At 57.9% G+C, this 19,410-nt stretch carries 14 protein-coding genes; 9 read left to right on the top strand and 5 right to left on the bottom strand.

The features are described from left to right. Window positions 1-9: 9 nt before the first annotated feature. Window positions 10-1,764: a molecular chaperone gene (locus tag IHQ43_RS02665; protein ID WP_192563279.1), complete on the bottom strand. Its 1,755-nt coding sequence runs from the start codon at window positions 1,762-1,764 to the stop codon at window positions 10-12. Window positions 1,765-1,985: 221 nt separating this feature from the next. On the opposite strand from IHQ43_RS02665, the gene IHQ43_RS02670 reads away from it, so the two are divergent. Then, window positions 1,986-2,387: a lectin OAA family protein gene (locus IHQ43_RS02670; protein WP_064379080.1), complete on the top strand. Its 402-nt coding sequence runs from the start codon at window positions 1,986-1,988 to the stop codon at window positions 2,385-2,387. A 60-nt stretch (window positions 2,388-2,447) separates the two neighbouring features. On the opposite strand, the gene asd is transcribed toward IHQ43_RS02670, so the two are convergent. Genes asd through IHQ43_RS02685 form a run of 3 tightly spaced genes read right to left on the bottom strand, consistent with a single transcriptional unit; the run spans window position 2,448 to window position 5,720 of the window. Next, window positions 2,448-3,308 carry an archaetidylserine decarboxylase gene (asd, locus tag IHQ43_RS02675; RefSeq protein WP_007952166.1) on the bottom strand — a complete coding sequence of 287 codons (861 nt, stop codon included), beginning with the start codon at window positions 3,306-3,308 and terminating at the stop codon, window positions 2,448-2,450. 18 nt (window positions 3,309-3,326) lie between these two features. Then, complete coding sequence (locus IHQ43_RS02680; RefSeq protein WP_192563280.1) at window positions 3,327-4,142, bottom strand: rhodanese-like domain-containing protein; 816 nt, start codon at window positions 4,140-4,142, stop codon at window positions 3,327-3,329. A 39-nt stretch (window positions 4,143-4,181) separates the two neighbouring features. After that, window positions 4,182-5,720, bottom strand: coding sequence for an HDOD domain-containing protein (locus IHQ43_RS02685; RefSeq protein WP_192563281.1), 1,539 nt, complete (start codon window positions 5,718-5,720; stop codon window positions 4,182-4,184). Window positions 5,721-5,886: 166 nt separating this feature from the next. Between IHQ43_RS02685 and motA the strand changes: the two genes are divergently transcribed. Then, window positions 5,887-6,738: a flagellar motor stator protein MotA gene (motA, locus tag IHQ43_RS02690; RefSeq protein WP_007952169.1), complete on the top strand. Its 852-nt coding sequence runs from the start codon at window positions 5,887-5,889 to the stop codon at window positions 6,736-6,738. A gap of 3 nt (window positions 6,739-6,741) precedes the next feature. Next, window positions 6,742-7,821 carry a flagellar motor protein MotB gene (gene motB, locus IHQ43_RS02695; protein WP_192563282.1) on the top strand — a complete coding sequence of 360 codons (1,080 nt, stop codon included), beginning with the start codon at window positions 6,742-6,744 and terminating at the stop codon, window positions 7,819-7,821. 55 nt (window positions 7,822-7,876) lie between these two features. Here the strand turns inward: motB and rsgA are convergent, their stop codons facing one another. Then, window positions 7,877-8,908 (bottom strand): small ribosomal subunit biogenesis GTPase RsgA, encoded by a 1,032-nt coding sequence (gene rsgA / locus IHQ43_RS02700; protein WP_007950741.1) that lies wholly within the window; start codon window positions 8,906-8,908, stop codon window positions 7,877-7,879. A gap of 107 nt (window positions 8,909-9,015) precedes the next feature. Between rsgA and orn the strand changes: the two genes are divergently transcribed. The 6 genes from orn (at window position 9,016) to IHQ43_RS02730 (ending at window position 19,394) form a co-directional block, all read left to right on the top strand. Continuing rightward, the gene (orn, locus tag IHQ43_RS02705) at window positions 9,016-9,558 is read left to right on the top strand and encodes an oligoribonuclease (protein ID WP_192563283.1); all 543 of its coding nucleotides are present in this window, start codon (window positions 9,016-9,018) and stop codon (window positions 9,556-9,558) included. A gap of 83 nt (window positions 9,559-9,641) precedes the next feature. Further along, window positions 9,642-10,253 (top strand): trimeric intracellular cation channel family protein, encoded by a 612-nt coding sequence (locus IHQ43_RS02710; RefSeq protein ID WP_064379088.1) that lies wholly within the window; start codon window positions 9,642-9,644, stop codon window positions 10,251-10,253. A gap of 171 nt (window positions 10,254-10,424) precedes the next feature. Then, window positions 10,425-11,456, top strand: a complete 1,032-nt coding sequence (locus tag IHQ43_RS02715; protein WP_192563284.1) for a hypothetical protein — start codon at window positions 10,425-10,427, stop codon at window positions 11,454-11,456. A gap of 185 nt (window positions 11,457-11,641) precedes the next feature. After that, window positions 11,642-13,279 (top strand): leucine-rich repeat domain-containing protein, encoded by a 1,638-nt coding sequence (locus tag IHQ43_RS02720; protein ID WP_192563285.1) that lies wholly within the window; start codon window positions 11,642-11,644, stop codon window positions 13,277-13,279. A 363-nt stretch (window positions 13,280-13,642) separates the two neighbouring features. After that, window positions 13,643-14,581: a hypothetical protein gene (locus tag IHQ43_RS02725; protein WP_192563286.1), complete on the top strand. Its 939-nt coding sequence runs from the start codon at window positions 13,643-13,645 to the stop codon at window positions 14,579-14,581. 100 nt (window positions 14,582-14,681) lie between these two features. Further along, window positions 14,682-19,394: an RHS repeat domain-containing protein gene (locus IHQ43_RS02730; protein WP_244142238.1), complete on the top strand. Its 4,713-nt coding sequence runs from the start codon at window positions 14,682-14,684 to the stop codon at window positions 19,392-19,394. Window positions 19,395-19,410: the final 16 nt, after the last annotated feature.

Genomic DNA, 19,410 nt, shown 5'->3' on the forward strand with positions numbered 1-19,410 from the left:
GGTCCTGGCTCAAAGGGATTTCCACAACGAGTCGAAATCCTCCTCGCTCCCGCCATTCCTGGCGGCCTCCAGCGAGCGATAGGCAAACTGATTGAAACTGTGAGTGCTGGCCACCCGCCGATCCAGCCCGGCGCGGTGCTCTTCGCCCAGGGTGTTGATCAGCACTTTATTGCCTTCCTGAAACGGCAGCCGTGGCGCCAATAGCGTCGCAGGCAAGTCGATAGCGCTGATTTCCGGCAACAACAAACCTCGCAAGTAATGGCTGTGATCGTCCCGCGTGCGCACCAGTTGCAAGCCGCAGGGCTGGGCATGGGGCGCCACCAGTTCGATGCCCATTTGCGTTCCGGCACCGCGCACCTGACGGATCCAGCGCACCACGGCAATGCTCCAGCCTTGATTCGTAGTGTCCTGAATCCCGACCATTTCCCCGGTCTGCAATTCGGCGGGCACTTCTTTCGGCCACGCCAGGCAATAACCACCGGGGCTGTGGTTGATGACGGGCAACGCATAAGTCGGGTAATGCGGCGGGCTGTCGGCGTCGCCCTCGTCGTCGGACAGTGGTTCGTAGCGAATTTCTTCGTAAGGCAAAAACTCGTCGGACTTGCTCTGTGGGGCCGCGTCGAATGCCTGGCTCCAGCTGTCCTTTTCGCCTTGGGCCACCGCACGGCTGAAGTTCGCGGCGCGTGAGCCGGGATGCTTGAGCAATTCGCTGAAGGTGCGTTCGCCACCCAGATAGAAGTGCAGGGCGCTCATGCCGACGCACACGGTCAGGTTGCCCTGGCCGATAGTGCGCTGGAAGCTGCGTTCGGCGGCTTCGCCCCAAGTGGCGTGCAGATGTTGCAGAGTGTCGAGCGTCAGGCCGGCCGGCACTGGCAGCGGAGTCGAAGCCTGCTCATGCAGCAGATGAGCCTCGATGGCATTCACCAGCGGTTGTGGATCGAATCCCAGCAAGCCTGGCTGCTGTTCGCTGCGAAACTTGCTGCGATAACGCGGACCAGCGTCGATCTCCGCAGAAACGGCAAACAGCCCTTCGCCCGAGGCGCCGGGATGCAGTTTCAGCCAGGCACTCCACGGCTCAAGCACCTGCGCGAGTTGGGCGATCGGGTTCTGGCGCAACTGATTGCAGCGGGCGCTACCCAGCAGAAGGACGGCGAGGTAGGTCTGCTCGACGCTCAACTCGCCGGTCAGGCTGGCAAGGTCGTCGCGCACCCGACGGTGTTGCAGTTGCAGGTCGCAGGCGCAGCGAAACAATTGATGCAGTTCAAACCACAGCTGTTCCGGCGCGGCGCTGTACAACTGCGTAGCGCGAACCAGTTGCCCTTTCAGCGCATGGGCCGCCCGTTGCAGCGCTTCGCTCACCAGAGCTGCGCGATCCCGAGAGTATTTGGGCGCTATCCGCACAATGATCTGTTTGTAACCGATGGCCAGCTGACTTTGCAGGGCCTGGCACAGGTTGCTGATCTTGCGTGAACGCTCATCGAGCATGATCGCCTGATGCAGAAAATGCCGCTCCAGATGCTGGCAGACGAAGTACACCTCAGGTCGCAGCAGTTCCAGCAAGTGCAGGCGGTTGTCGCTGGGGGTCAGCAGTTGATTGAGTTCGCCGAGGCCTTGATACAGCAGGCGCGCGGTTTCGCCGATGTTGGCCTTGGGCAGGTCGGCAATCCAGCGCTTGAGGTCCCGCGGGGTGGCTTCACAGAAAGACAGGCGCAACTGCGTGGGCGTCGGGGCGCTCAGTTTTGGTTGGGATCGAGGCTCACTCATGCCGTGACCAGCTCCGGCGGCGAATAGGACAATGCCCAAAACTCTAGCAGTTGTGGTCTGTTTCGCAGGCGATTGTCAGGCTTTTTTACCGTTGGTCTGCTGGCCTGATGCCATTTCCGCAGGCGCTACTACGCTCTCAGGCGTGCGATCGGAAACGCACGGTTGCACGGCTTGCCGCAACGTCGGGCAGGTCTCTGAAAAACTTCAAGGAGATGAGGTTCATGTCTAAATACGCAGTGGCAAATCAATGGGGCGGTAGTTCGGCACCTTGGCATCCGGGTGGAACCTGGGTGCTGGGCGCGCGGGACAACCAGAACGTCGTCGCCATCGACATCAAGTCTGGCGATGGTGGCAAAACCTTTACCGGCACCATGACCTATGCCGGCGAAGGCCCTATTGGCTTCAAGGCTCAGCGCACTGGCCAGAACCAGTACAACGTCGAAAACCAGTGGGGTGGCAACGATGCCCCCTGGCATCCAGGTGGCAAGTGGGTGATCGGCGGGCGGGATAACCAGAACGTTATTGCATTGAGTGTCACGTCCAATGACGGAGGGAAAAACCTCAGCGGCACCAATACCTACGCCAACGAAGGGCCGATCGGCTTCCGTGGGCAGATAGAGTAACGGCGCCAACCAGGTCGTGTCCGCCCCTTCGCAGACGTGCGAAAGGGCGGATCAACAGGTTCAGGCGTTCGACAGTGCCAGGGCCTGGCCCATCTGTACCGGCGAGCCGGCTTTGAGTTCTTCAACCCATTTCACCTGATCCGGCCCGAACAGCACGATCGCGGTCGAACCCAGCTTGAAGCGCCCCAGTTCCGCACCTTTTTCCAGATGAATCGGCGCGCGGGCGGCTTCGTCGTAGCGGAAGGTTTTCAGCTCGCGCTTCGGCGGCGTGACCAGACCTGCCCACACGGTTTCGATCGATGCCACGATCATCGCGCCCACCAGCACCACGGCCATCGGCCCGCGCTCGGTGTCGAAAATGCACGCCACGCGCTCGTTGCGGGCGAACAGTTCCGGAACGTTTTCCGCGGTGGTCTGGTTGACCGAGAAGATCCGGCCCGGGATGTAGACCATTTCGCGCAGGGTGCCGGCCAGCGGCATGTGTACGCGGTGGTAGTCCTTCGGCGACAGGTAAACAGTCGCGAATTCACCGCCCATGAACGGCGCTGCATTGGCCGCGTCGCCGCCCAGCAGTTCCAGCACGCTGAAGCTGTGGCCCTTGGCCTGGAAGATACGACCGTGTTCGATCGGGCCGAGTTGGCTGATCGCACCGTCGGCCGGGCTGAGGATCGCGCCCGGGGTCTGGTCCAGCGGGCGTGCGCCGTCTTTCAGGGCACGGGTGAAGAAGGCGTTGAAGTGCTCGTAAGCGGTCACGTCTTCAACCAGTGCCTGCGACATGTCCACTTGGTAACGCTTGGCGAACCAGGTGGTGAAGGCATTCTTGAACCAGCGCACGCGGCACTCGGCGACGCAGCCGGCCAGGCGCGACAGCAGGTGATGAGGCAGCAGGTACTGGCTGATGATAAACAAACGCTCTTTCATGACTGTCCTTAAAAATCCTTAAAGCTCGACGGGGGTGTCGGGGTGGTTGCCCCATTCGCCCCAGGAACCGGCGTAGCCCTTGACCCGCGGATAACCGAGGGCCTTGGCCACCAGATAAGTGAAACCGGACCGGTGATGGGTCTGGCAGTGGGTAATGATTTCTTTGTCCTGGGTGATCCCGAGGTTTTCGAGGATCTGCGGCATGTCGGTACGGATGCGCAACTGACGCGCCTGATCCATGCCCGCCGTCCATTCGAAATTGACCGCGCCGGGGATGTGTCCACCCTTGGCCGCCAGGACTTTCTCGCCGGAATACTCCAGCGGCCCGCGAGCATCCCAGATCGCCAGGTCCGCAGCGCCGAGACGGCTTTGCAGGTATTCACGGGTGGCGGTCGGCTCCTCGTGCAGCGTGAGGGCAACCGGGCCGCCCACCGCTGGAGGAATCTGGATCGACATCGGCGAACCTTCCGCCAGCCACGCCGGCAGACCGCCGTCGAGGTAATGGTATTTGTCGTGACCGATCACATCGAGCAGCCAGATGAAGCGCCCGGCCCAGCCGCCGCCTTCGTCGTCATAGACCACGTAGACCGCGTCCTTGCGATGGCCGAGCTCGCCGAACAGTTCTTCGAGTTTTTCTTTGCTCGGCAACAGGCCCGGAGCCGGCGCCTGACCCAGCTGGGTGCGTTTCGGATCAACAAAACGTGCGCCGGGAATGTGTCCCTCGGCGTAGCGGGCGGCACTGGTCAGATCCACCAGAATCAGATCGCGGGATTCGAGGCGCGGCAGCAGGTCGCTCGGCTCGATCACCAGGGCCAGGCCAGAGAAATCAGACATGTGAGGTCTCCAGAGCACAAAGGGGAAGGATTGTAGCTGTCATTGGCCGCGCTGGCTAAAACTGTGCAGGGCTTTCTCGATGCACTGCGCGGTTTTGCCGAAGGCCTGCACGGTGATGTCGGCGAATGGCCCGCCACCCTGATCGGCGACCACGATCATGATCACCCGGCCGTTGTTCACCAGCGAACGCAGGAACAGGTGTTCGCCACGGAACAGCGTGCGCAACGAGGGCGGCAGCAGGGCAGAAAACTGGGCGTTGTTGTCCGGGGTGATCCGTACCTGCGCCTGCTGTGCGAGCAAGCGTTGCAGCACCGAACTCTGGCTGACGACGAAATTGAGCGCAGCGGCTTCCTTCGGCAATCCCGAGGTTTGATGGACGCGCAGATTGGCGTGGCTGCGGTCGGCCATCAGGATCATCACCCGACGCATGCCGCTGGCGATCAGCGCGTCGCGGGCGGCGACGGTCAGGCTCATGGCATTGGTGAAGCGGCTTGGCACGGCCAGCAGCTCGGCGCATTGCTGGCGCCACTGGGTCAGATCTTCAGCGGACGGCGCCGCAGCCGGCAGCATTCCGGCGGGCAGGCGACGGGTGCCCCACGGCCACAGCAGCGAAACCGCCGGGTGCCAGAGGTCGGGCATGAAATGATGGCGAGCGCTGACGGCGGCCTGTTGGTGCAGCTGCTGTTGCACTTCGTCCATCGAGATTTGCAGGTAGAGGCTGGTCAGGTATTGCCAGCGCTCGCTGTGCGGACTGTCCCAGGCCTGTTGCGCCGACAGTGCCAGGCCGTTGGCCAACAGCACGGTGTTGGCCGGCTGATTAAGCCAGCGGCGCAGGGTCGGGTCATCGTCGAGGCGGTTTTGCTGGCGCAGCGGATGATCGACGTCGCGGGCAATGCGCAGGACCTTGACCAGTTCGCGTTGTTCGGTCAGCAGCAGCCGATAACCTTGCTGGACCCAGATCGGCAAACGCCAGGCTTCCACCAGCGCTTCACCGATTTTCAGCAGGCGCACGCCGAACAGCTGCTTTTCCACGACGCGCGCCGATTCGCCCTTGTGGATAACCCGCACCTCCCATTCTTCAAGCAGTTTGGGAAAGGTCAGCGCCAACGGCCACAGTGGCGACAGAAACAGCAGGCTGCCCCAATGAATGTCTTGCCACAGTCGCGCCAGGCGGCTGGCGAAAAAGCCGTTGGCCTGTTGCGTCGCGTGCTGGCTGATCATCTGCAACTGGCGCAGGGCCTGGGGGATCTGTGCCGCAGGTTCGGCAGGCAGGCGCGCCAGCAACTCTTCGGTGCGGGCGAGGCCGAGGCGATTGATCGCCACTTCGAGGTTTTCCGCCGGCGCAGTCATGTTGCCGTGGGTGTGGCGGTTGGCCTCGCGGATGATGCTCAGGGCCAGCGCCGGGCTGTCCTGCATCAGGTCGGCGATGTCGCGCAGCGAGCTGCGGTCATCGCGAATCGCCCGGCAGACCCGGTCATGGGCATCTTGCGGCACCGGCAGGCGAACGCTGTCGAGCAGCTTCACCCAGCCATCGAGCGTGGTCGGTTTTGCGTGTGGGACGTTCGTTTCATTAGCCATGTCTGGACGGGATCTTCATCTGCTGTAGACGCGCCCGGCACGGGCTAAATTGGCTTTTCGCCTGAACTGGCTATAGTCTGGCGCAGTTTTGCCGATAAGTAGAAGAAGAGATTTTTTAACTTCCGAATATGACCTTGAACCCGACTTAAATAAGTACTTTCTACCTATGGCTAAAATTATCGGCATCATCGTCGTATTCGCGAGCGTGCTCGGCGGATACGTGCTCTCCCACGGCAAGATTGCCGCCCTGATCCAGCCTTTCGAGGTGATGATCATCGGTGGTGCTGCACTCGGTGCATTCTTGCAGGCCAACCCCGGCTACATGACGATGCACGTGCTCAAGAAATCCTTGAGCATGTTCAGCTCGCGTTTCAGCCACACGTTCTATCTGGAAGTGCTGGGCCTGATCTACGAGATCCTCAACAAGAGCCGCCGTGAAGGCATGATGGCCATCGAAGGCGACATCGAAGATGCCGCCGCGAGCCCGATCTTCGCCAAGTACCCGGCGGTACTGAAAGACGAACGCATGACCGCGTTCATCTGCGATTACCTGCGCATCATGTCGTCCGGCAACATGGCTCCCCACGAGCTGGAAGGCCTGTTCGACATGGAACTGTACAGCCTGAAGGAAGACCTCGAGCATCCGTCCCACGCGGTGAACGGCATCGCCGACGCCATGCCGGGTTTCGGTATCGTTGCGGCGGTACTGGGTATCGTAGTGACCATGGCCTCGCTGGGTGAAGGCGATCAGAAGTCCATCGGTCTGCACGTAGGTGCGGCACTGGTCGGTACCTTCTTCGGTATTCTCGCGGCGTACGGTTTCTTCGGTCCGTTGGCGCACTCCCTGGCCCACGATGCCAAGGAAGAGCTGAACGTCTACGAAGCCATCAAGGCCTCGCTGGTGGCTTCGGCTTCCGGCATGCCGCCATCGCTGGCTGTCGAGTTCGGTCGCAAGGTTCTGTACCCGGCTCACCGTCCAAGCTTTGCCGAGCTGGAACAAGCCGTTCGCGGTCGTTAAGTCATGGAAAATAACCAGCCGATAATCATCAAGCGCGTCAAGCGCATCGCCGGCGGGCATCACGGCGGGGCGTGGAAGATCGCCTTCGCCGACTTCGCGACGGCGATGATGGCGTTCTTCCTGGTGTTGTGGCTGCTGTCCACCGCGACCCCGGAACAGAAGATCGCCATCGCCGGTTACTTCAAGGACCCGGTCGGTTTCTCCGAGAGCGGTACGCCGTACATCATCGATCTGGGCGGTACGCCGACCCTCGCGCCGGAAAATACCCTCAACCCTGAAGTGAAGTCGCAGCCGCAACCGGACAAGGTCACGGTCGACACCGAACAGGTTGAAGGCATGGCCGAGCAGGTCGAGAAGGAACGCCTGGAACTGTTGCTGCAAGAACTGCAGAACAAGGTCGACGAGAACCCGCAACTGCAGAAGTTCAAGGATCAGATCCTGTTCGAAATCACGCCGAACGGCTTGCGCATCCAGATCATGGACGCCGAGAACCGGCCGATGTTCGACTCAGGTTCTGCACGCCTGAAACCGTACTTCGAAGACATCCTGCTGGCCATGGCCGACACCATCAAAGCGGTGCCGAACAAGATCAGCATCAGCGGCCACACCGATGCCAAGCCTTATGTGGGCAACGGTGACTTCGGCAACTGGGAGCTTTCGGCCAACCGTGCCAACGCCGCCCGGCGTGCGCTGGTGGCGGGCAGTTATCCGGATTCGCAAGTGGCGCGTGTGGTGGGTTACGCCTCGTCGGCGCTGTTCGACAAGGAGAACCCGTTCAACCCGGTCAACCGCCGCATCGACATCGTGGTGCTGACCAAGAAGGCCCAGGCAGCCATCGAAGGTTCGCAAGGTGCCGACCCGTCGAAACCGGCAGATCAAGGCCAGAACGGCGCCGCGCCGGCTACCCCGGTCGACCCGAACGCCTTGCCGGCGGATCAGCAGCCGGTGCCGGCCCACGAGTTGCGTGAACGGTTGAACCTGTTTGACGACGCGGCGCCGAAGCCAGCCGCGCCGGGCAGTGCGGCGCCAGCCCCGGTGCCTGCTGCACCGGCCACTGCTCCGGCGCCCGCGCCGAAACAGTGATCCACAAAAAAGCCGACAGTGATGTCGGCTTTTTTGTGTCTGGCAACTTGAAAACTCAGTAACCGTTTTCCGGCAGGCTGGCGATGATCGAGCGGTAGCTGTTCATTCGCTGCTGCTGCACGCGGCCGTCTTCCAGGGCCTTGAGCAGTGCGCATCCCGGTTCGCGATCATGCTTGCAATCGCGGAAGCGGCAGGTGCCGAGCAGGTCGTTGAACTCGATGAAGCCGGCTTCGACGTCGGCGCGGCTGACGTGGCCGAGGCCGAATTCGCGGATGCCCGGGGAGTCGATCAGTTCGCCGCCGCCGGGGAAGTGGAACAGACGCGCGGTGGTCGTGGTGTGCGTGCCCTGGCCGGACAGCTCGGACAGCGGGCCGACACGGGTTTCGACTTCCGGCAGCAGGCTGTTGACCAGCGACGACTTGCCGACACCGGACTGGCCGACGAACACGCTGATGCGACCGTCGAGCTGCTTCTGCAATTGCTCCATGCCGTTGCCGTGGTGCGCCGAGACTTCCAGCACCGGATAACCCAGCGTGCGATAGACCGCCAGCAAGGCATTCAGCGCCGGGGCGTTCTGCTCGTCGATCAGGTCGAATTTGTTCAGCAGCAGCAACGGGCGGATGCCGGCGTGCTCGGCCGCGACCAGATAACGGTCGATCAGGTTCGCATGGGGCTCGGGCAGCGGGGCGAAGACGATGACGATCATGTCGACGTTGGCGGCCACCGGTTTGAGCTGGCCACGGCTGTCCGGACGGCACAGCTCGGTGGTGCGCGGCAGTTGCGCGACAATCACGCCGATGCCCTGGTTTCCGGCTCTCCAGACCACCTGGTCGCCGGTCACCAATGCAGGCAGGTTGGCACGCAAGTGGCAGCGGAAGACCTGGCCGGCCAATTCACCGTCAACGGCCTCGACCTCGACCTGCACACCGAAGTGGGCGATCACCAGGCCGTGCTGTTCCGGGCCCAGGTCGCCGCCTTCGAGGGCCTCGACGGCCGAGGACTCGCGTTTGGCGGCGCGGGCGGCGCGCTCGCCCTGAATCTTTTCGATGCGCCAGTTTTGACGACGATTGAGTTGGCGTTTGGCCATGGGTGTTCCGTCTGAAGAATGCAGCGATTAGGTAAAACGGCCGCGAGTTTAGCACGCCCGGCAGGCTGCCTAGGCTAAACTGCGCAGCATTGCTCAGGAGCCGAAATATGCAAAACCCGCAGAATCTGATCTGGATCGACCTGGAAATGACCGGTCTCGATCCGGAAAACGACGTGATCATCGAAATGGCCACCATCGTCACCGACAGTAATCTGAACACCCTGGCCGAAGGCCCGGTGATCGCTATCCACCACAGCGATGAAGTCCTCGCGCGCATGGACGAGTGGAACACCCGCACCCACGGCAACTCCGGCCTGACCCAACGCGTGCGTGACAGCCGCGTGAGCATGGCCGAGGCCGAGGCCGAAACCATCGCCTTCCTCGAAAAGTGGGTGCCGAAGGGCAAGTCGCCGATCTGTGGCAACAGCATCTGCCAGGATCGCCGCTTCCTTTATACCCATATGAAGTCCCTGGAAAGCTATTTCCACTACCGCAACCTCGACGTCTCCACGCTCAAGGAACTGGCTGCGCGCTGGGCGCCGGACGTACGCGACAGCTTCAAGAAGGGCAGCACTCACCTGGCGCTGGATGACATCCGCGAGTCCATCGCCGAGCTGCAGCACTACCGCAAGCATTTCATCAAGTTCTGAGATCGGCACCCACGCCGGGGCGCCCTCTTTTGGTGCCTCGGCGAAGTGAGTAGACTGCGCGCCTTCCTGCCAGGATCGCCACCATGTTGCTGATGCTCTACCTCGTCGCCATTACTGCCGAAGCCATGACCGGCGCCCTGTCTGCGGGCCGTCGCGGCATGGACTGGTTCGGCGTGGTGCTGATCGCCTGCGTCACGGCTTTGGGTGGCGGTTCGGTGCGCGACGTACTGCTCGGGCACTATCCGCTGACCTGGGTCAAACACCCGGAGTACCTGGTGCTGACGACAGTTGCGGCAATGATCACCGTGTTCACCGCGCGCTGGATGCGTCACCTGCGCTCGCTGTTCCTGGTGCTCGACGCGGTCGGTCTGGTCGCGTTCACCCTGATCGGTTGCATGACTGCTCTGGAAATGGGTCACGGCATGCTCGTCGCCTCGGTCAGCGGGGTGATCACCGGCGTGTTCGGCGGCATCCTGCGCGATATTTTCTGCAACGATATTCCCTTGATCTTCCGCCGTGAGCTGTATGCCAGCGTCTCCTTTGCAGCTGCCTGGTGTTACATGCTGTGCCTGTATCTCAATGTGCCGAGTGAGCAGGCAATTCTGATCACCTTGTTTGGTGGTTTTCTGTTGCGATTGTTGGCGATTCGTTTTCATTGGGAAATGCCAAAGTTTGTCTATAACGACGAACATTGATATTTGTTGTAGCTGTTTTTCTGGGTAACAATTTGCAAGTTTCTGATGCCTCGCAAGTGTATGTTTCTTACATTTTTCGCTTTGCTGTTTGTTTTAAAGCCATGTTATTTCTTTTGTTGATGGGTTGTTCGATATCAATCCTTAAATGAAAATCTTCAAAGGAAATGCATCATGAGTGAAGACGTGAGCGCAACACCGCGTCAGCAAGCTGTACCGCCTGTTCTCGAAGGAATTGCCAACTTCAAAGTAAAGTTTGATGCAGGCGACAGTACCAGCAGCAAATCGCTATATGGTAATGGCCGTATGCAGGTGAAAGTTCAAGTTCTGGTTTCCGGGGTGGACGCCAACGGCGACGCCATGTACGTGCCTGAAGATGTAATGAATAGCATAGAACTCATTCATTACAGCACTGGCAGGACGTTGCGTGATGGCTGGGCCGCGAGTACCGAACAGGGGCGTTATACCCTTGAGACGCAGACTTCCGCCGCCGTCGGGATCATTCACGACGACGATGTTGAAAGTGACAGCGTCCATCCTCAGGTTCGCACCTTCTGGGTATCCTCGTCGGTCGCGGGGACGACCAGGATTGCTGCGCGCTTGTCACTGAACGGGATGAGGATTTTCAGTAACGGAACCACGCTTTCCAGCGTCCATGACAGCAGCATAACGATCGAAGCACAAACGCCTCCGGCCTATGCCATTGAGCAGTTTCGCTGGTATCAAGCCCGACGCGGTAATGAAGAACCCGGTAATCGTATCTTTAACTATTATCTGGGGCTTTACCCGCAGGGGCAGCAAATCAAACTGGTTGATTGGATTGCAGAAGGAGCCAGCGCAGGCGAAGACTACGCTTTTGCTGGGGGAAACAAGCTGCAAGAGTCGAGAACTAACTACATGCTGGCCACTTTTGTCCGCCCCGGACGAAGTACTTTGGACGTGAAGTTGCCGTTCGATGGAGATCCTATTGCGTTCCTTTTTTCCGAAGCCGTTACCAGAGCGTCTAAATGGTACTCTGTAAGGGTTAATGATCATGACGGAGAACTGACTGTCGTACAGGCTCTGTCCGAATACTCGGAAATTGCGCAGAGTTCCAGGTATGGCGAAATTCTTCGCTTTCGCGCCATAGATCAACACGGCACCGAGCACAAGCTGGCGTTCAGGCTGGATTTTTACACGCGCAATTTCACACTCGAGCGAGGCTGAGTTGCTACTTCGCTGATGCAAATTCGGTGGGAGTGGTAGGTATATATGCGCTTTTATACTGCGAGTATCGATAAGCTGTGAGGTTCAACTCCCAGGTATTCGCATGGAAAGTGCAGTACTTATGACTCCCGTTGGCTCTATGGTTTTGCGGGGCCAGCGCAACCACACCTCAAGGATGAGCGCTCATGGCTGATAAAACGCCCAAGGTCAAACCTGTTCCTGCCCCAAACAATTCACCCGATTTCAGCATCGATGTTGCACATCGGCCACCGCCCCCCACTTCTGCAGCGCCGCAGATATCCATGCCGAATCGACTGGAGCCGTCGCACACTTTCTCCCGGCCTGATTTGGACGCACTGACGCAGGAGAACAATATAAGTGCGACCCCGATCTCTTTTGCGATCGATGAACTCGCGATAATTTTCACATCCCCCTCGCTGACAGACTATCGGATACCCACATCAACACATCTTGGCGACGCCGATGCGCAGGGTATCCGAAGGTACAAGGGGCGTCAGTTTGTAGAAGTCGCCGACAACCATTTCGTGCAAGTGGTTCTGGATGCCGAGAGTGGTCTGTTTCGTGTCACGCAATCCACAGAGCTCAACCCTTCCGGCCCGCTATTGAAGCGCAATGGCGAAGGCAGGTTCTGGCATGCGGTGGACAGCGGTGGAGGGCAAGCGTTACAGCAATTGATTCGCCCGCAGCCGTTGCCATCGCGCCAGGCTGTGAGCGAAATTCTGGAGCTTGTACCGCTTCGGGCTACTGTCGACTCTGCCGACATGCAATACAGGCAGACAGGAAGGTTGCGAGGCGGGGCCGATAGTGATCCGGCACAGGCAAAGTCCATTGCAAAGCGCGTACGCGATCTTTATCCGCTGCTAACGGATGAGGAAGTGAAGATGTTTATCAACGAGCGTTTGAGGAGCGATCCATACGGATTGCTGAAACGGCTGGAAAAAGAGTTCCAAACGTTACGTCAGGAGTTGAAAGTGTGGAGTGCAGAAATACCTCCACCGCCAGGGGCGGGCCTGGAGTGGACACCCCTGGCACTGGCCGAGCAACTGCAGTTGCGCCAGCATTTTAGCGAAAATCTGCAAGCCATCTGGCAGCAAAAGTCGATAACACCCTATGACTCCGGTGGTGAAAGTTTTTCTTCGTTCATCGACTTCAGCGGTGAACTGCCGAACATGACTGCCAGATTCGAGTATGTGACGGAGCTTGCGCTGGAGGCACGCAATCCGAATGTGAAACTGGGCAAGTTGCTCGACAGTTTTCCCAACGTTCGCTACCTGATCCTTGAGAAGGTGCGGATGGAGGCATTCGCTCCGGGCATTTTTCAGATGCGCAACCTGCGGCATCTGGTCTTGAGGGATTGCTCACTTCGGCTGTCTGACAATGATGCGGATGGACTGGCGAGAATCGAAACGCTGACACTGTTGAGGCTTGATGAAAATCCGTTGGGTGTTGTTCCTCATCTGGGATTCATGCGCCAGTTGGAAGAGGTGTACTTGAGTGATACCGGCCTTGTTCGAGTTCCTTCCGGAGTGGAGCAACTGGAAAATCTCAAGCTGCTTGATTTGCACGATAACAATATTGTCGATATCAGAGAGGAGCTGTTTGAAATACCGGATACGCAGAATTTGTTTGTCAATTTGATCGGCAATCCGCTGGGGGAATCTGCAAGATTTCGTATCGACGAATATCTACAGGGCGCCAGTATGGATAGCAAGATTGATATAAGAACGCGAGAGCCTGTGTTTGATGATGTTTCAGATCTTTCCGACTCTTCTGATAGTGGAGTGGATTCTGAAAGCGATTGATGGCGGTTTTGGGCAAGCACGAGTGATGTGAGTTTTTGCCTGGCGGTAGTTTTTTGTTTTGGCCACCTGTTCCCTCGTTTTCTGGCGAGTGCGTGAAGGTGGCTTTTTTGTGGGTGAATGAATGTAACTTGATTGATGATTTTGGTGTTGTCGGGGGGGAGTTGTTTTAGGAAATGCTGGCGTGCTTTGGCTGGTGTTTGTGAGTTTTCAGGTTTTCTTGATTTTCAGAGTTTCTGTTTTTTAATATCTACTCTCGTTTGATCACATTTTGATATGGGGCGCTTCTGTTTTTTTATCTCTCGGAAATGTACTAATTGGTCTGCGCAATAAAGCGCTTGTCCAGTTTTTTCGGAGAAAGTTAATATGTTTGAGAATGATCTGAATATTCAACGACTCGAGGTAAAGTTTGAGTCGTCCACTGAACGTCAAAAATTACTTTATGCCAACGGCCGCATGCAAGTACGGGTGCTGGTGCTGGTTTCGGGAGAAAACGCTCAAGCAGAGGAAGTGTCGCTCCACGGGCATCCCGCTCTGGAGACGCTGAAGTTGATCAGCTATAACACCTCTGCTCCGCTTGGCGGTGACTGGAGTGTCGACGCACAGGAAAACCGTTATGCCCACGACATGGCAGGAGGGACTGCTCGCGTTATGCCGTTGGTACCTCTGGTGGGCAATCGAATTTCCGATTCATCGGAAAGTGTTCAGGTCTTCGAGTTTTGGGTGACCAGTCGGCGCCCGGGCTCGATCCAGGTTGCCGCTGAAATCATCCTGAATGGCAAAAAATACCGTAGCAATGGGCCCACCCATGAAAGCAGCATTACGCTGCAAGCGATTGCACCCAAGCTGTACCCGATCGCAAATTTCATGCTGAACAGGACCAGAGTCCTGGATTCGCCCCGTCTCTTCGAAAAACTGGAGCAGTACAGCCTGGTCTTGTATGGCGAAGGACGGCGGATCAACCTGCTTGATTGGAAAAGTCTGCAGGTTAACCATGATGCAGATTATGCAACCGAATTCTTCTCTTCGGGTGATGCCACAAAGATCTCGAGTGGGCTGAAAAGCTATGTCGGCTACATTGCTCCAATTTATGGTGCACAAGTGACGGCGCGAACCTCTCAAGGCTTTCGAACATTACCTCAGGATGTCGGAACAATATCGATACTCAGCCATTTGACAGCGGAACTTCCGAACAAACCTGAGCGCGCGGAACAGGTGGATTTGCAGGTTTTCGATGAGTTCGGTACAGAACACAGAATTCGTATCAGTCCTGATGTTGCCAATCGATCTTATAAAATAATTTGATGTGAGCTTTGAGGGTTCATGGCTTTTTTTTGCTCATTCGATCAAGTCAGCGGAGCTCTCGTTTTCATATTTTGTCTTGCAGGTTTCTGGATACTATTTCATGAGTTATCAAGCCCCCGATTTCGTGAGCTCCAATGCATTCAATTTTAGTGATTTTGTTTCCGGAGGCGTTGATCCCCGAACAGGTGTATATACCTGTGCCTTGAAACTGGGCGCTGTCCGGTCCGCCGGTCTCAATGGGCCCTCATTCAATCTTGCTCTGGGCTTCAACCCACTCAATACACGTAACGCCGGTTATGGTACGGGATGGTCGTTATCCATCAGTCGATATGACTTGCGCAGCAAAGTCATGACACTGGCCAGCGGTGAAACCTATAAAGCTTCTGAAACGAGCAATGCTTTGTTGTTCAGGGAAATGAAGCTGGAGAGTGCCAAAGTTCTGAAGGTCGGTACCGGGCATTACGAAGTCCGTTACAAGGATGGTCGGCGAGAAGAGCTAAAAGTCCACGGTGCCACCCATGTTGCCGTGCCCATGCGGATCATCGCGGCAAACGGGGCGAGCATCACCTTGAAGTACGCAACGTACAATGAGCAACCCATGCTTATTGAAGTCTCGGATGCAAAAACAACGCTGCTCAAAGTCAGCCGTACGGCTGGTAGGCTCACGATAGTTCAGAATCCGGGCACCCCGGCCAGTGCCGAGGTCTCGATGACGTTCAAGAACGATCGAGTCACGGCCATCGGTTTACCGGTCGGCAGGGGCTGGGATCTGCAGTACGAACTCATTGATGGCATCAGCTATCTGAGGCGAGTGGATTCGCCTCTTGGCGCGGTGGAAATCATGCGCTACAAGCAGGTCGGACATCTGCTCCCCACTCTTGAGGGCGCACAGAGTCTGCCGTATGTAATAGCCCACGACATTTTCGCCAGGCAGGGACAGCAGAAGGTCGTCAAGACTTACACGTATTCAGACCACAATTATTTGGGGCATGGCGTGCCATCGGATCCTGTTGATGCCGGTGACCCGCTCTACCGTGCACCCGGAAACTATCAGTACAGCTCTACCGAGCGATTGATTGTGGGAGAGAAAACTCATACCCAGATCAAGCGTACCTACAACAAATTTCATCTGTTGGTTTCTGAAGTGACCACCTGCGGTGATTCGGTGGCTTCGGTTTCTACCGAGTACCACGGTGACGTCAATAAGCCATTTACCGAGCAACCGGCGCAATTCCAGATGCCGAAGGTTCAGACTCGCCGTTACGAGAACAGCGTCAGCAAGAATAAACGCATTGAAATCTCCACCACTGAGTTCGATTCCTCCGGCAACCTGGTGAAGCAGGTACAAGCCAATGGCATCACCACGCAGTACGAATATTATCCGGACATCGATTCAGAGGACTGCCCGAAAGACCCTTTGGGCTTTATTCGCTTCTTGAAAACGAAAACCGTGGTGCCAGCGGCTGGCGGTGGTGCTTCCACCGTCACACGCTATCGCCATGCGCTTCACCCCGCCCTCGAAGGCGCAACGCTGGCCAGCGTTGTACCCGTCCAGGAAAGTTTTTTCGAACGGGTCGAAGGTCGTGAGGTTTTGCGCTCAAAGGTTGACCTGACCTACCTGAATACGCCCGGAAACCCTGCCACGCACGGCCTTTTGCAACAGCAAAGCGCCACCCGCAATGGCAAGGCGACACGCATCGAATACTCGTATGTGCTTGGCGCCGGCACGCGGGTGCTGAAGAAAACCGTGCACGGTTTTGACGGTACGACCCGCTCGACCGAGCATACGCTCTCGACCTTGAGCGGACTGATAATCTCCGAACGCGATGCTGACGACGGTGTAATCGAATTCGAATACGACAAGCTTGGCCGCCGTCTGCGCAAGTCCCTCGCGCCCGGTACGGCGCATGCCTCCTCTACTCATTGGAGTTATGAGGCCGCCAAGGGGAACGAACCCGCGACGGTGATCACGTCAGATTCGTCAGGCGGCATGCAAAAAATGACTTACGACGCACTGGGGCGTATCACCGAGGTTCAGGAAAAGGACTGTGACAATCCGGACTCGCAAGGCCGGTTTCCGATGCGCGCGATCTATACCGCCGTTCATGACAGCACGGGGCGGCCTTTTGAGGTCACTCACCGCGACTGGTGGGAAGGGCTTGTACGTGAGGTCAAATCGGATTTTTTTTACGACGACTGGGGACAGGTCAAGGAGACCCGCCATGGCGACGGGCGAATCGAGCACAGCGAGTTCGATCCGATCAGTCGCCAGCAAAAGAGCTGGCGACAGGGCATGGGCAAAACCGTCACGGTCATCAACGCTTTCGGCAAACCTGACAGCGTCGAGATATTCGATCTGAAAGACCAGAGCCTGGGCAAGACCGTCAATGAATATGACGGGCTGGGCCGGGCACTCAGTCAGACCGATCCGGCAGGCAACAAAACCCGTTATGAATATGACGTGTTCGACCGTATGGTTCGCACTATTCTGCCGGACGGCCATGTCGTGGAGACTGCGTTTGCAGCTCACAGCACCGATGAACTGGCTGTGGAAATCAAAGTGGCCGGCCTGTCACTGGGGCAGCAGATGTTCGATGGTTTGAACCGTGTGATCGAAAGTTCAGTGGGGGGACGTAAATCGGTCATCCGTTATGACGCGGGTCGCAGTCAACCCAAATCCCACACGAACCCCGCAGGTCAGGAGATCGAGTTCATCCATGCACCTGAACAGGGGGGGCAACTGACTGAGCGAAAAGCTGTGAAGGGCGACGGCGAAGGTCTGGTCACCCGCTTCACCTACGATGGCCTGAACGGGAAAACCAAAAGCTGCATCGAACAAGGTCGCGAGCGGCATTTCGAATATTTTCCTTCCGGGCGCCTGAAGTCGGAAACCACCCAATATGGCGAACACCGCAAGACCGTTTCCCATACCTATACTTTCACAGGCCTGCCCCTGACCTACGTGGATGTGCTGGGCACAAAGCATACGACCGAGTACGACACGTGGGGGCGCAGAACCTCGTTCAGGCAGGGTTCGGTGCAGGCCGGATTTTTCTATGACAAGCGCGGACTGCTGGAAAAAATCGAAACTCGCGATACCTCCTCCAAACGCCTGTTGACGACGCACCTGGTCTACGACGATATCGGGCGTGAAATTACCCGCAGTTACGAGGCCAATGGTTTACCCACCCAGACACTGACCTCCAGCTACACAGTGGCCGGCAAACTGGCGCAGAAAGTCTTGAGGCGTGGCAGTTTCGTGCTGCGCGACGAACGATTCACCTACGACGTGCGCGGGCGACTCAGTCAGTACGACTGCGACGGCAGCCAGCGGCCGAAGGATCCATACGGCAAGGAGATCGTTCAGCAAAAATTCACCTTCGATGCGCTCGACAACATTCTCTCCCTGCAAACCATCTTCCCGCAGGGGATCAACGTAACAACTTTCAGTTTCAGCCCGATCGATCCGGCGCAGCTCGTCAGGGTTACTCATTCCCATGCCGACTATCCCGCGCCGGTCACGCTGGAATACGACGCCGACGGCCGGATGATCAAGGATGATCAGGCGCGCACCCTGGCGTATGACGCCTTCGGACGTCTGATTCAGGTGAGCAATGCGCGAGGCGAGGTGGTACGTGGTTACCATTACGATGGCTTTGATCGGCTGGTCGAGCTTTCGCAGCCGCGAACGACAAATATGCAGCGCTACTATCAAAACGCCAATGTCAGCAGCGAAATCCGGGGCCAGGATTCACGCAGTGTCGTGCGCAACGACGGGTTGGTGTTGGGGCAGCAACAATCAGGAGCTGATGCGGGCAGCCGGATCTTCGGTACGGATCAACAGCAAAGTGTGTTGACTCAACTGCAAGGCGAGCAATGGGAGGACAGCGCCTACAGCCCCTACGGTTATCGTCCGGCCGAAGGCGGGCTGTTCAGCCTGGCGGGCTTCAACGGTGAGCAACTGGATGCGGTCACTGGTCTGTATCTGCTGGGCAATGGCTACCGAGCCTACAGCCCGACCCTGATGCGCTTCACCAGCCCCGACAGCATGAGCCCGTTCGGTGCGGGCGGCTTGAATACCTACGCCTACTGCCTGGGTGATCCGGTCAATCGCGTCGATCCTACGGGGCATGTTTCCTGGCAGTCGATTGCCGGGATTGCATTGGGGTTTATCGGGATTGTCGCCAGCATCGTTACTTTGGGGGCGGCCACACCGCTGGCGTTGTTTGCCATGGGGTTGGGCATTACTTCGGGCGTGGCTGCCATCGGCAGTGAACTGGCCAATGAGCTGGTGCCCCATTCTGAAGCGGGATCAATACTTGGCTGGGTAAGTCTTGGGCTGGGGATCGCGTCACTGGGCGCCGGACTGGCTGCCGGGGCAAAGGCAGCGATTAAGGCCGGAAGACAACTCGAGTCGGCATTCCGGCCGGGGCTTGCCGGCAAGGGCGCCAAAAAGGCAGCCAAGGCAATGGCAGCTCAGGACACGGCGCCACCTCCAGCCTGGACCTTGACCGAGGATTTCGCTGCGCACGATTACCTGCCCAACGGCAAGCCGGGCAACGTTTCAAGGGGTAAATACCAGGAGTTCAAAACCGACATCGCGACGAACAATAAATCGCCAATCGACGCCGCGAGAAATTATCCCGGGAGCAAATACGACCCTTATCCGAACTATGCCAATGCCAGGCCCTATAAGGGCTACGAGCATGCTCACCTGCGTCTGACTCAGGAACATCGTGTGTTCTTCCTGACAAACAAGGACACCCGGCATGTCATCATCAAGCAGGTAGGGGCGCACGACCCTGCGTGGTAACTGAAGCAATGAGGGA

Origin of the sequence: Pseudomonas gozinkensis (genome assembly GCF_014863585.1) — a bacterium.
Classification (GTDB): Bacteria; Pseudomonadota; Gammaproteobacteria; order Pseudomonadales; family Pseudomonadaceae; genus Aquipseudomonas; species Aquipseudomonas gozinkensis.